The following is a 13,007-nucleotide window of genomic DNA, read 5'->3' as shown; positions in this document are numbered from 1 at the left end:
TTCCTCCGGGCGCTTCCCTTCGGTGTTTCTTTTGTTCTTGCGTTTCCGACTCTATCAGATCTTTCCGGCTTCCCGTTCCGATCCGATTTCCTCGGTGCTTTCCGGCCTTTCGGCCTTCCGGCGGTGTTGACTCTATCAGATCCTTTCGGGCCTGATTCCCAGTCAACCGGGGTTGTCTTCGCGGCTGTTGGGCCGTTCCGACGAGTGAGACTTTAGCGGAATCTCGGCTCCCGACCTAATCGGGGGCGTCCTTTCGAACGCGGACTCCTCATTTCGTAAAGACGCATGGAAACGAGCCGACAGCGGCCCTTCGCGGAAACGAAGAGGCTGAGCATCGATCGCTTGAATGGTTCTTACGGAATGGCCGCCCGGGGACCGATCAGTGATCGGCGCTCACGTCGGGCAACTCGGAGAACACTACGTTCCGGGTCTGGAGGTGTCAACTTCGGGGCTGCCCGCGCTACTGTGGGGACATGACTACGCATGCGCGCACCCATCAGTGGTGGGCCGCCTGACGGCGGCCGAGCTGACGCATGCACTCAACGGCCGCCGCTTCGGCGGCCGTTCGCGTATCTCCCTCCGGAGGTCCTGAACCCGGTCGCCGGGACGGCGGCCCCGTTCTGGAGGTGGAGACAAGAGATGACGCGGATCTTCAGTGGGGTCAAGCCGACCGGGCATCTGACGCTGGGGAACTACCTGGGGGCCATCCGGCAGTGGGCGGATGTCGATCAGTACCGGGCCGACGCGCTGTTCTGCGTCGTGGATCTGCACGCGCTGACCGTCGAGCACGACCCCGGGCGGGTGCGGAGGCTCAGTAGGCAGGCGGCGACGCTGCTCCTGGCGTCCGGGCTCGATCCCGAGCGGTGCGCCGTGTTCGTACAGAGTCACGTGGACGAGCACGCACGGCTGTCGTATCTGCTCGAGTGCGTCGCCACGGACGGCGAGATGCGGCGGATGATCCAGTACAAGGAGAAGTCCGTTGTCGAGCGGGCGCGGGGCGGGAGTGTGCGGCTCTCGCTGCTCACCTATCCGGTGCTGATGGCGGCGGACATCCTGGCGTACGGGGCCGACGAGGTGCCGGTCGGGGAGGACCAGACACAGCACGTCGAGCTGACGCGGGACCTGGCGGTGCGGTTCAACCAGCGGTACGGGCACGCGTTCGCGGTGCCGCGGGCCACGCGGCCCGAAGTGGCGGCGCGGGTCATGGATCTGCAGGAGCCGACGTCGAAGATGGGGAAGTCCCATGAGTCGGGGGCCGGGATCGTCTATCTGCTGGACGAGCCGGACGTGGTGCGGAAGAAGATCATGCGCGCTGTGACGGACAGCGGGGGCGAGGTCGTGTACGACCGGGAGGCCCGGCCCGGGGTCTCGAACCTGCTGGAGATCCTCGCGGCTTGTGAAGGTGGGAACCCAAACGGCTTGAGCGGTGTATACGAGTCGTACGGAGCCTTGAAGAAGGACACCGCCGACGCCGTGGTGGAGCTTCTGCGGCCCGTGCGGGAGCGGCACAAGGAACTGGTTGCGGATTCCGCGTATGTGGAGGAGGTGTTGCGGGCCGGGGCTGAGCGGGCGAGGGGGATGGCGAAGCCGACGGTCGATGCCGCCTATCGGGCGATCGGGCTGCTGCCTCCCGCGCCGGCGGTGCCCGAGCCGGTGCCGGTGAACGTGGCGCGGTAGGCGCGTGGGCTGGTGGCGAGACGCGAGGCGAAGTGCTGGCGCATCGTGATCTCGCTGCCGAAGCCCGCGCGGCGGGCCACCTCGGGCATGGGCAGGTCGGTGCGTTCGAGGAGCTTCTGCGCGGCGGCGACGCGCTGGTCCAGGAGCCAGCGCAGGGGTGTGGTGCCGGTCGCCGCGGTGAAGTGACGGGCGAACGAGCGCGCCGACATGCCCGCCCTGGCGGCCAGGTCGGAGACGGTGAGCGGTTCCTGGAGGTGACGCAGGGCGTATTCACGGACTGTGGCGAGGGCGTCGGCGTCGCGGTCGGCGCGAGGTGTGGGGTGCTCGATGAACTGCGCCTGGCCGCCGGTGCGGAACGGGGCGGTGACCATCGAGCGGGCGATGGTCGCGGCGACTTCCGAGCCGTGGTCCTTGCGGACCAGGTGCAGGCACAGGTCGATGCCGGCGGCGGTGCCCGCGGCGGTCCAGATGTTGTCGTCCTCGATGAAGAGGGCGTCGGGTACGACGGTGATGTGGGGGTGATGGGTGCGCAGCAGGTCGACGAGGTTCCAGTGGGTGATGGCGCGGCGGCCGTCCAGCAGGCCCGCCTGAGCCAGGGTGAAGGCGCCGCCGCACAGGGCCGCGATGGTGATGCCGCGGGTGTGGGCGCGGCGCAGGGCCTCCAGGAGTGGGGGTGGTGCCGGTGTCAGGTGGTCGTCCAGGCCGGGGACGACGATCAGGTCGGTGCCGGTCAGCCGGTTCAGCCAGGCGAGGGTGCGGTCGGGGGTGAGGGTGAGGCCGCCGCGCATGGGGACGGGGGCGGGGGTGGTGGCGACGCGGTGGAGGGCGAAGGGGGGTACGCCGCGGTCCGTGCGGTCGGTGCCCCAGACCTCGGTGATCACCGAGACGTCGAAGGGGCGGATGGCCGGGAAGGCGAGGAGGGCGATGCGTTGGGGGTGAGCGGCATCGACGGGTGGGGTGCGGGGTGATTGCACGCTGGCAGTAAACCATCGATCGGTGGCTTTTGTAGGGCTGGGGTGGTGGGGCTCCTGGCGGCAGCATCGTGGGCATGGAGAACGCACTGAACATCGCGGAGAACGCGGCGCTGGTCGTCGTGGACGTACAGAAGGGCTTCGAGGAGGAGGGGTACTGGGGCGCTCGGAACAATCCGGAGGCCGACGACAACATCGCCGCGCTCATCGACGCGTGGCAGGCGACGGGGCGGCCGGTCGTGTTCGTACGGCATGACTCGCCGAAGCCGGAGTCGCCGCTGCGGGTGGGATATGCGGGCAACGAGTTCAAGGAGTACGTCGAGCAGCGGCGCGGTAAGGGGGGTGGGGGTGAGCTGTTCGTGACGAAGAGTGTGAACTCGGCGTTTTATGGGACGCCTGATCTGGACGCGTGGCTTCGGGAGGCCGGGGTTTCTCAGATCGTGGTGGCTGGGATTCAGACCAATATGTGTGCGGAGACCACTGCTCGGATGGGTGGGAATCTCGGGTACGAGGTGGTGTTCGCGTATGACGCGACGTACACCTTTGATCTGGTGGGGCCCTTTGGGTGGCGGCGGACCGCTGAGGAGATTGGGCAGGCCTCGGCTGTGTCTTTGCAGGGGGGTGGGTTTGCTCGGGTGGTTCGGACGGGGGAGGTTCTGGGGGGTGTGGGGTAGGGGTGCCCTGCGGGGCTTTCCCCAGTCCCGCCCCTTCCCGGCTGTGTCAATGTGCGGCTCCGCCGCGCGCGGGGGGCTTCGCCCCTGGACCCCGGGGGTGGGTGTCCCCTTCGGGTGGGGGTTAGGAGTTGTTGCCTGAGGCCAGTTCTCGGCTGCGGTCTCGGGCTGCTTCGAGGGCTGCGATCAGGGCGGCGCGGACTCCGTGGTTTTCGAGTTCGCGGATGGCGTTGATGGTGGTGCCCGCGGGGGAGGTGACGTTCTCGCGGAGCTTGACCGGGTGTTCGCCGCTGTCGCGGAGCATCACCGCCGCGCCGATGGCCGCCTGGACGATGAGGTCGTGGGCCTTGTCGCGCGGGAGGCCCAGCAGGATGCCCGCGTCCGTCATCGCCTCCACGAGGAAGTAGAAGTACGCGGGGCCGGAGCCGGACAGGGCGGTGCACGCGTCCTGTTGGGTCTCGGGGACTCGGAGCGTCTTGCCCACGGCGCCGAAGACGTCCTCCGCGTGGGCCAGGTCGGCGGCCGTGGCGTGGCTGCCGGCGGAGATGACGGACATGCCCTCGTCCACCAGTACCGGGGTGTTCGGCATGACGCGGATGACGGGAGTGGCGTCGGCCAGGCGCTCCTCGATGAACGCCGTGGTGATGCCCGCGGCCGCGCTGATCACGAGGGTGTCGGTGGTGACGTGCGGGGCGAGTTCGGCCAGGAGCGAGGCCATGTCCTGCGGCTTGCAGGCGAGGATCAGGATGTCCGCGCGCTTGGCCGCCTCGGCGTTGGTGAGGGGCTCCACTCCGTAGCGGGTGCGGAGTTCGTCGGCGCGCTCCTGGCGGCGGGCGGTGACCAGGAGGTCCGCGGGGGCTCGGCCGCTGCGGATCATGCCGCTGAGCAGGGCTTCGCCGATCTTGCCGGTGCCCAGGACGGCGACGACCTTCTGGTTCGGCTTGCTCGGTGTCTTCGGCGTCTTCGGCGTCTTCCGCTTGCTCGCGGTGTCCGGAGTGTTCGGCGTGCTCGGCTTGCTCATGGGCGGGGCCTCCCGGGGTGCGTCGTTCGGGGTCATCCTCGCATCGGGTGGAGATGGGGTGGTGGGTTGTCCGGTCAGCGGACGGGGGTGGGGTGGGGGTAAGGGGCGTTGTCAGGGGGTGCGGCGGCGGAGGGTTGCCGCGCCCAGGGCCAGGACCAGGAGGGCGCAGGCCGCGACGATGGACACGTCGCGGATGAAGGCGCCCGTGATGTCGGGGTGGCGCAGGACCTCGTTCATGCCGTCGACCGCGTACGACATGGGGAGGACGTCCGAGATCGCCTCCAGGACCGGCTGCATGTTGTCGCGGGGCGTGAACAGGCCGCAGAGGAGGAGCTGCGGGAAGATCACCGCCGGCATGAACTGGACCGCCTGGAACTCGGAGGCCGCGAAGGCCGAGACGAACAGGCCGAGGGCCGTTCCGAGCAGGGCGTCCAGGAGCGCGACCAGGAGCAGGAGCCAGGCCGAGCCCGTCACGTCCAGGCCCAGGGCCCACAGGGCCAGGGCGGTGGCGAGCGCCGACTGGATCACGGCGAGGACGCCGAAGGCCAGGGCGTAGCCCGCGATCAGGTCGCCCTTCGCCAGGGGCATCGCCAGGAGGCGTTCCAGGGTGCCGGACGTGCGTTCGCGGAGGGTCGCGATCGATGTCACCAGGAACATCGTGATCAGCGGGAAGACGCCCAGGAGGGATGCGCCGATCGCGTCGAAGGTGCGGGGGCTGCCGTCGAAGACGTAGCGGAGGAGCAGGAGCATCACGCAGGGGACGAGGATCATCAGTGCGATGGAGCGGGGGTCGTGGCGGAGTTGGCGTAGGACTCGGGCCGCGGTGGCGAGGGTTCGGTTCGGGGTCATGGGGGCTCCGGAGGGGTGGGGAGAGGGGCGCGGGGCGAGGGGCGCGGGGTGTTCAGGGGCGGTTCGCAGGGGGCCGGAGGGGTGGTGGGTGGTTCGCGGGTGGGTTTTCAAGGTGCGTTTGCCTTGTCGACCAGGTGGAGGAACGCCGCTTCCACCGTTTCCGTGGACGTGCGGGTGCGCAGGGACTCGGGGGTGTCGTCCGCGAGGATTTCGCCCTCGCGCATGAGGAGCAGGCGGTGGCAGCGTTCCGCCTCGTCCATGACGTGGGACGACACGAGGATCGTGGTGCCTCTGTCGGTGGCGATGGTGTGGAAGAGGTTCCACAGGTCTCGGCGCAGTACGGGGTCCAGGCCGACTGTGGGCTCGTCCAGGACCAGGAGTTCGGGGGTGCCGAGGAGGGCTACCGCCAGGGAGACGCGGTTGCGTTGGCCGCCGGAGAGGTTGGCCGCGAGGGCGTCCGCGTGGGTGGTGAGGTCGACCTCCGCGATGGCTCGGGTTACGTCCTCGTGGCGGCGGGTCGCTGTGGGGCCTGGGCCCGGGGACAGGATCGCGGCGAAGTACTCCAGGTTTTGGCGGACTGTCAGGTCGTCGTAGATCGACGGGTCCTGGGTCACGTAGCCGATTCGGGAGCGGAGGGTGGGGGTGCCTGCTGGGTGGTTCAGGACGTTCAGGGTGCCTGTGACTTGTGCCTGAGTGCCGACGATTGCTCGCATCAGGGTGGATTTGCCGCAGCCTGAGGGGCCCAGTAGGCCGGTGATTTGGCCTCGGGGGACGGTGAAGGTGAGGTCCTTCAGGACTGTTCGGTGGCCTCGGGTGGTGGTGAGGGAGGTGGCTTGGATCGCGGGGGTGGGGGGTTGGGTTTGGGGTGGTGGTTGGGGTGGGGGCTCGTTATTCATCATGTGATGATTATGTGGGGTGGGGGGTCGGCTTCGTCAAGGGTTGGGGAGGTGGGGGTGTCCTGGTGGGGGTGTTCGGGTGGGGCCCTGCGGGGCATTCCCCAGTCCCGCCCCTTCCCGAAACCGGGGCTTCGCCCCTGGACCCCGGGGGTGGGTGTCCCCTTCGGGTGGGACGGGGGCGCCGCCGAATCGGCGCTTCGCGCCTCGTCCTCAAGCGCCGGACGGGCTGAGAATTGCTCAAACGCCGGACGGGCTGAGAATTGCCGGAGCAGGCCGGTCGTGCGGGTGGGACAGCCTGCGCCGATCGGCCTTCGGCCTCGTCCTCAAGCGCCGGACGGGCTGGAAACTTCGCCTGCGTGGGGGGTGGGTGGGTTGCGTACGACGGTGATGTCTACGGCGTAGGCCTCTTCTACCTGGGTGTTGGGGAAGAGGGTGGTCAGGTGGGCTCGTTCTGCCGACAGGATCGGGGCCGATTGTTCTGGGCCCAGGGTTGCGAAGTACGAGCGGCTGCCCAGGTGGGCCAGGTGTACGGGCAGGGGGACTCGGCGGGTCCAGTGCAGGCGGCGGTGGGTCGGGGTCAGGCCCGGGGTCACCGCTTCGATCACCGCTGCCGCGTCGCCGCTGATGCCGCTCGCGTGGTAACCCGGCAGCCGGGACTTCAGGCGGGCCTCCTGCTCCGCCGTCCAGGCGACGTCCGGGTCCGGCGTGTTCCACCACACCGCGAGCGCGCCGCCGGGGCGCAGTACGCGCAGGGCCTCCGGTATCGAGGTCGCCGGGTCCGTCCAGTGGAAGGCCTGGGCGTACGTGATGAAGTCCGCCGACGCGTCGGCCAGCGGCAACGCGTCCCCCACCGCACGCAGCAGCGGCGTGTCCGGCAGGCCCGCCCGCAGCTGTGCGCCCATGCCCGGGCCCGGCTCCACCGCGATCACACGCGCCCCGCGGTCCCGCAGCAGGCGGGTGGCGATGCCCGTGCCCGCCCCCACGTCCACCACCGTGGCCCCTGCCAGGGGGCGTCCCGCCAGTTCCTCTAGCGTGGTGAGGAGTTCGGGCGGGTAGCCGGGGCGGGCCGCCGCGTACTGGGCGGCCACCGTGTCGAAGGAGAGGGCGGGGGGAAGGGGTTCGCTCGTGTTCGGGGGATCGTTCTTGTTCGGGCGTTCGCTCGTCTTCGGGGGTGCGTCCGGACTCAGGTCCGGGTGTCGGCTCGGGCTCACGCTCGGGCTCACGCTCGGGTTCACGCGGTCGTCTTCGCTCGGCATGGCGTCATCCTCGCCTCGCCGCCCGGGCCCTCGCCGGGGTTCGGGGGGCTTCGGCCGGCTGTCGCTGCCCCGGGTGCCCCCGGTCCGCTACTTCCGGCGCTTCCGCTTCGACGGGTTCTTCGCCCTGCGTGACGTCCGCTTCTCGTACTGCTCCCGCGCCGTCTCGTACTCCTGGCGGTGCAGGTTCTCGCCGGGGGCCTCCTTCAGGGCGCGGAAGAAGTACGCGAGGAGGGAGCCGACGAAGCCGATCATCATCAGGCTGCGCATCGACGCCACCGACTGCGGGTCGTGGCGCTTGGCGAAGCCCTCCCACGTACGCCGGAACGCGATCGCGCTGCAGATCGCGAACATGATCACGACGAGGAGGTTCACGAACGCGCCCACGTCCGCGATCTCCAGGCCCTGGTAGGCGAAGCGCAGCACGAGGCAGCCCGCGACGGCCGCGGCCAGCGAGCCGACCGCGACACCGGCGCGGCGCAGGCCGTAGCGGTCCGTGTGGTCGACCCAGCTGGTGCCGAAGAAGCGGATGGGCTCGGGCCGGGGCCCCGGCGCGGTGCCCTCGGACGACGGCTCGATACGCGATTCGTCACGCGGTTGGTCACTCACGCGTCGATTATCGCCCGGGAGGGCAGGCAAACGGTCAGCCGGAGCCGCACGGGAGCGATCAGAGCCCGTCCGGCGTTCGAGGACGAGCGCGAAGCGCGAAAGGCGGGGAGAGGGGCGCAGCCCCATGGTCACCCCCGAAGCCGCACCACCGTCCCCCAGGGCCCAGGGGCCAGGCCACGCCGAAGACATCCCCCGCCTTGCCCCGCCCACGCCCCCGGCCGCTAGTTTGTGCGGGCAGGCATGACGCACGGGGGACGACCGGAACGGAGGTCGAAAGGTGTCGCTCCGCTCAGGGGACCCTGAGGAGATCGGTGGCTATGCGCTCGAGGCCCGCCTGGGCGCGGGCGGCATGGGCACCGTGTTCCTCGGGCGTACGGCGTCGGGGCGACCGGTCGCGATCAAGCTGATCCACCAGCAGTTCGCGGACGACGACGAGTTCCGCATCCGGTTCCGGCAGGAGGTCGCCGCTGCGCGCCGGGTGAGCGGCGCGTTCACCGCGGCCGTCGTCGACGCCGACCCCGAGGGGCCGCACCCGTGGATGGCCACCTCGTACATAGAGGGCCCGACGCTCGCGCAGCGCATCGCGCGGCGCGGGCCGATCGGCGGGGCCGAGCTGCGTTCGCTCGCCATCGGGCTCGCCGAGGCGCTGCGCGACATCCACCGCGCCGATGTCGTCCACCGTGATCTGAAGCCGTCCAACGTGGTCCTTTCGCCGGAGGGGCCGCGCGTCATCGACTTCGGCATCTCGCGCGCGGCCGACCAGCAGACGCTCACGATGACGGGGCGCGTGATCGGCACGCCGCCGTTCATGTCGCCGGAGCAGTTGCAGAACCCGCGCGGGGTCGGGCCGTCCTCGGACGTCTTCTCGCTGGCCACGCTGCTGGTGTACGCGTCCACGGGGCAGGGGCCCTTCGACGCGGACTCCCCCTATATGACGGCCTACCAGGTCGTCCACGAGCCGCCCGCCCTCGGCGACGTACCGCACGCCCTGCGCACCGCCGTCGAGCCGTGCCTCACCAAGGACCCGGCCGCCCGGCCCTCCGTCGACGAACTCCTCGTGCTGCTGCGCGACCTGCCCGCCGACCTGGAGGTCGTCGTGGGCGGCGGGCGCACCCGGGACACCCGGACCCAGCACCATCTGTCCCGGGACACGGGCGGGGGGCGGGACACCGGCCGCTCGGACGGCGCGGCAGCGACGGCATCCGGCGGGGGCACCGGCGCGGGCACGGACGGGGACGAGGCCGCCGCCGCGTCCCTCTCCCCCGGCCCGGCGGTCCCCGACCCCACAGCCGCCTCCGCCTCACCGTCCTCCCCCACGCGCCGCCCCGCCCGTCGCCGCTGGCGCCCCGTCCTCGCCGCCGTCGCCGCCATCGCCGTCATCGGCACCGGCCTCGCCCTCCTCGCCCGGTCCTCCGACGACGGCTCGGACGCCAAGCAGGACGACAAGGGCCGCAACGTGGCCGCGACCGGCCCTGCCCTGCCCGACGGCTTCCAGCCGTGGCGGCAGGACGTGCCCGCCGGAACGGCGAAGATCCCCGACGAGGTGCGCTGTCTGCCGCACGGCGACTCCGTGTACTGCGGGGGCGGCGGTTCCGTCGCCGCCCGCGTCCGGGTCGCCGACGGCAAGCGGCTGTGGAGCGTGGGCGGGCCGGGCGTACCGGTCCAGGACACCTCGCTCGCCGGGCTCGCGGGCGGCGGCCGTACCGTCGTCGGCTACCGCTTCGCCGCCGAGGGGTCGGGGCCCGACGAGGTGGTCGCCCTCGACGCCGCGCGCGGCAAGGAGCTGTGGTCCGCGCCGTTCGGCGCCCGGTCCTCGTCCGTCGTGGGCCCCGGCGCCGCGGACGCCGTGGTGGCCGGGTCGACCGTCCTCACGGCCGACGCGGACGGCACCCGGATCGAGGGCAGGGACGCCCGCTCCGGCAGGAGTCTGTGGACGCTCCCGTTCCCCGCGGGCAGCCAGTGCGCGCCGCTGGGCGCGGGCGGCCACGCGTACGTGATGTGCGTGCCGAAGGCGGAGCTCGCCGACGGCCCGGCGCGGCGGGCCACGGTCCGCGGCGTCGACCCGGCATCGGGCGAGCCCGGGCGGGCCGTCGCGCTGGACGGTCCGGTGCAGCCGCTCGGCGGGCTGGACGGGCGGCTCGTCCTGGTGCGGCAGCGGGCGGGCGAGGAGATCGGCGTGATCACGTACGACGCGGTGGTGCGCGTGGACGCGGCGCGCGGCAAGGCGACGACGGCCCGGCTGTCCAAGACGTACGGCGGGACGCCCGCGCTCGTCGGCGGCTCGGTGTACTTCACGGAGCAGAGCGGCCGGGTCAGCGCGGTCGACGCCGGGTCCGGCCGGTTCCGGTGGGCCCGGCACACGGGTGTGGAGGGCGCGGCGGGGCCGACCGCCGGTCCTGGCGCGCTGTACTTCGGTTCGAGCGGCGGCCGGGTCGCCGCCCTCGCCCCACGCGACGGGCACCGCCTCTGGTCCACCGACCCGAAGGTCAACGGCGACGGCGGCCTGCGCACGGGCTCCCGCGTGACGCTCGCGGGGCGGGTGGCGGTGGTGTCGGGGTCGGACAACCTGCTGTACGCGTTCGACACGGCGAAGCCGCCGAAGTCGGACTGAGGGGGCCCTGCCCGGGGTGGGGCCGACACGAAGAAGCCGCCGCAGCCCGGATGCCCGGGCTGCGGCGGCTTCATGTCATCGGCGGCCGTGGCACCTCAGTACCGCGGTGCGACGTACCCGTGGCGCCTCAGCACCGCGGCGCCACGTACCCGTTGCTCCCCGTCCGCACATACGTGTCCGACACATACCGGCTGTTGCCGATCTTGTCCCATATCTGTGAGGTGCCGGTCGGGCCCGTGACCGTCTCGCCGGGGCGCTGGCAGCTGATGGAGACGCGGCTGCCCGCCTGGACGCGGCCGACCTTGGCGTAGGAAGTGCCGGGGCCGGAGCGGACGTTGACGTCCGCGACGACGGGGTAGCTGCGGGCCGCCGCCTCGGTGCTCATCTCGGCGATGTCGGTCCCGTCGAGCTCGGCAGCCCCTGCTGCCCCAGCCGTCACCGTGAGTTCCTCACTGCTCATCCTGCTACCCCATATCCCCCGTGAAACGGGCGGCGCGGGCCGCCCATGGCATGTACCTCACACCATAGACGCGCCCGCGCATCACACCAGTTGCAGGACAAAGCAGGACAGTCTCCACCGGCCCGCGGGAGGGCGTCAGCCCAGCTTCGACACGTCCCGCACCGCGCCCTTGTCCGCGCTGGTCGCCATCGCCGCGTACGCCCGCAGCGCCTGCGAGACCTTGCGCTCGCGGGACTTGGGGGCGTACACGCCGCCAAGGGCCTCGCGGCGGCGGTCCAGTTCGGCGTCGTCGACGAGGAGGTCGATCGAGCGGTTCGGGATGTCGATGCGGATGCGGTCGCCGTCCTCGACGAGGGCGATCGTGCCGCCGGAGGCCGCCTCCGGGGAGGCGTGGCCGATGGACAGGCCCGACGTGCCGCCGGAGAAGCGGCCGTCGGTGACGAGCGCGCAGGCCTTGCCGAGGCCGCGGCCCTTCAGGAAGGACGTGGGGTAGAGCATCTCCTGCATGCCGGGGCCGCCCTTGGGGCCCTCGTAGCGGATGACGACGACGTCGCCCTCGACGACCTGCTTGTTGAGGATCTTCTCGACGGCCTCTTCCTGGGATTCGCAGACGACCGCGGGGCCCTCGAAGGTCCAGATCGACTCGTCCACGCCCGCCGTCTTCACGACACAGCCGTCGACCGCCAGGTTGCCCTTGAGGACGCCGAGCCCGCCGTCCTGGGAGTAGGCGTGCGCGACATCGCGGATGCAGCCGCCCGCGGCGTCCGTGTCGAGGGTGTCCCAGCGCTCGGACTGCGAGAAGGCCTCGGCGGAGCGCACACAGCCGGGGGCCGCGTGCCACAGCTCGACGGCCTCTGCGGAGGCCGACCCGCCCCGGATGTCCCAGGCGTCCAGCCACTCCTTGACGGAGGCGGAGTGGACCGTGTGCACGTCCTCGTTGAGCAGACCGCCGCGGTACAGCTCGCCGAGGATCGCGGGGATGCCGCCCGCGCGGTGCACGTCTTCCATGTAGTACGTCGTGGTCGGCGCGACGTTCGGCGCGACCTTCGCCAGGCACGGGACGCGGCGCGAGACGGCGTCGATGTCCGACAGGTCGTACCCGGCCTCGGCCTCCTGGGCGGCGGCGAGCAGGTGCAGGATCGTGTTCGTGGAGCCGCCCATGGCGATGTCGAGGGCCATGGCGTTCTCGAAGGCGGCGTGGGTGGCGATGTTGCGCGGCAGGACGGAGGCGTCGTCCCCCTCGTAGTACCGCTTGGTCAGCTCGACGACCGTGGCGCCCGCGCGCTCGTACAGCGCCTTGCGGGCCGTGTGCGTGGCGAGGACCGAGCCGTTGCCGGGGAGCGAGAGGCCGATGGCCTCCGTCAGGCAGTTCATGGAGTTGGCGGTGAACATGCCGGAACAGGAGCCGCAGGTCGGGCAGGCGTTCTCCTCGATGCGGAGGATGTCCTCGTCCGAGACGTTCTCGTTCGAGGCGTCGACCATCGCGTCGATCAGGTCGAGCTTGCGGACCGTGCCGTTGACGAGGGTGGTCTTGCCGGCCTCCATGGGGCCGCCGGAGACGAAGACCGTCGGGATGTTCAGGCGCAGGGCCGCCATCAGCATGCCGGGGGTGATCTTGTCGCAGTTGGAGATGCAGATCAGCGCGTCCGCACAGTGCGCCTCCACCATGTACTCGACGGAGTCCGCGATCAGGTCGCGGGACGGCAGCGAGTACAGCATGCCGCCGTGGCCCATCGCGATGCCGTCGTCCACGGCGATCGTGTTGAACTCGCGCGGGATGCCGCCCGCCTCCTGGATGGCCTCGCTCACGATCCGGCCGACGGGGGCCAGGTGCGTGTGGCCCGGCACGAACTCGGTGAAGGAGTTGGCGACGGCGATGATCGGCTTCCGGCCGATGTCCGCGCCCGGTACCCCGGAGGCCCGCATAAGGGCGCGCGCGCCCGCCATGTTGCGGCCGTGGGTGACTGTGCGGGACCTCAGCTCGGGCAT

At 71.2% G+C, this 13,007-nt stretch carries 11 protein-coding genes; 3 read left to right on the top strand and 8 right to left on the bottom strand.

Features of this window, described 5'->3' with window-relative positions:
* The first annotated feature begins 639 nt into the window (after positions 1–639).
* Positions 640–1,677 (top strand): tryptophan--tRNA ligase, encoded by a 1,038-nt coding sequence (trpS, locus tag ACZ6AA_RS15970; RefSeq protein ID WP_468462606.1) that lies wholly within the window; start codon positions 640–642, stop codon positions 1,675–1,677.
* Here trpS and ACZ6AA_RS15965 read toward each other — a convergent pair.
* Positions 1,605–2,651, bottom strand: a complete 1,047-nt coding sequence (locus ACZ6AA_RS15965) for a GlxA family transcriptional regulator (RefSeq protein ID WP_471458462.1) — start codon at positions 2,649–2,651, stop codon at positions 1,605–1,607. The genes trpS and ACZ6AA_RS15965 overlap by 73 nt on opposite strands.
* Positions 2,652–2,737: 86 nt before the next feature.
* On the opposite strand from ACZ6AA_RS15965, the gene ACZ6AA_RS15960 reads away from it, so the two are divergent.
* A complete protein-coding gene (locus ACZ6AA_RS15960; RefSeq protein ID WP_468482976.1) occupies positions 2,738–3,322 on the top strand; it encodes a cysteine hydrolase family protein in 585 nt (194 codons plus the stop codon).
* 121 nt (positions 3,323–3,443) lie between these two features.
* Here the strand turns inward: ACZ6AA_RS15960 and proC are convergent, their stop codons facing one another.
* The 5 genes from proC to ACZ6AA_RS15935 all read right to left on the bottom strand — a co-directional run bounded on the left by proC (position 3,444) and on the right by ACZ6AA_RS15935 (position 7,947).
* Positions 3,444–4,340, bottom strand: a complete 897-nt coding sequence (proC, locus tag ACZ6AA_RS15955) for a pyrroline-5-carboxylate reductase (RefSeq protein WP_468462608.1) — start codon at positions 4,338–4,340, stop codon at positions 3,444–3,446.
* Positions 4,341–4,451: 111 nt separating this feature from the next.
* Positions 4,452–5,189, bottom strand: a complete 738-nt coding sequence (locus tag ACZ6AA_RS15950) for an ABC transporter permease (protein ID WP_468482968.1) — start codon at positions 5,187–5,189, stop codon at positions 4,452–4,454.
* A gap of 107 nt (positions 5,190–5,296) precedes the next feature.
* Positions 5,297–6,088 (bottom strand): ABC transporter ATP-binding protein, encoded by a 792-nt coding sequence (locus ACZ6AA_RS15945; protein WP_468462610.1) that lies wholly within the window; start codon positions 6,086–6,088, stop codon positions 5,297–5,299.
* Between the two features lie 320 nt (positions 6,089–6,408).
* A complete protein-coding gene (locus tag ACZ6AA_RS15940) occupies positions 6,409–7,341 on the bottom strand; it encodes a class I SAM-dependent methyltransferase (RefSeq protein WP_471458459.1) in 933 nt (310 codons plus the stop codon).
* An 87-nt stretch (positions 7,342–7,428) separates the two neighbouring features.
* A complete protein-coding gene (locus ACZ6AA_RS15935) occupies positions 7,429–7,947 on the bottom strand; it encodes an EamA/RhaT family transporter (protein ID WP_468462612.1) in 519 nt (172 codons plus the stop codon).
* A 277-nt stretch (positions 7,948–8,224) separates the two neighbouring features.
* Between ACZ6AA_RS15935 and ACZ6AA_RS15930 the strand changes: the two genes are divergently transcribed.
* Positions 8,225–10,558 (top strand): serine/threonine-protein kinase, encoded by a 2,334-nt coding sequence (locus tag ACZ6AA_RS15930; RefSeq protein ID WP_471458457.1) that lies wholly within the window; start codon positions 8,225–8,227, stop codon positions 10,556–10,558.
* Between the two features lie 127 nt (positions 10,559–10,685).
* Here the strand turns inward: ACZ6AA_RS15930 and ACZ6AA_RS15925 are convergent, their stop codons facing one another.
* Both ACZ6AA_RS15925 and ilvD read right to left on the bottom strand, forming a co-directional pair.
* Complete coding sequence (locus tag ACZ6AA_RS15925) at positions 10,686–11,018, bottom strand: SH3 domain-containing protein (RefSeq protein ID WP_468462614.1); 333 nt, start codon at positions 11,016–11,018, stop codon at positions 10,686–10,688.
* Between the two features lie 135 nt (positions 11,019–11,153).
* A complete protein-coding gene (ilvD, locus tag ACZ6AA_RS15920) occupies positions 11,154–13,007 on the bottom strand; it encodes a dihydroxy-acid dehydratase (RefSeq protein WP_471458455.1) in 1,854 nt (617 codons plus the stop codon).

The sequence above is a fragment of the Streptomyces sp. NPDC040610 genome (genome assembly GCF_055594065.1).
The sequence above is the reverse complement of the archived record's forward strand: the minus strand, read 5'-3'. Positions and strand labels throughout refer to the sequence as shown.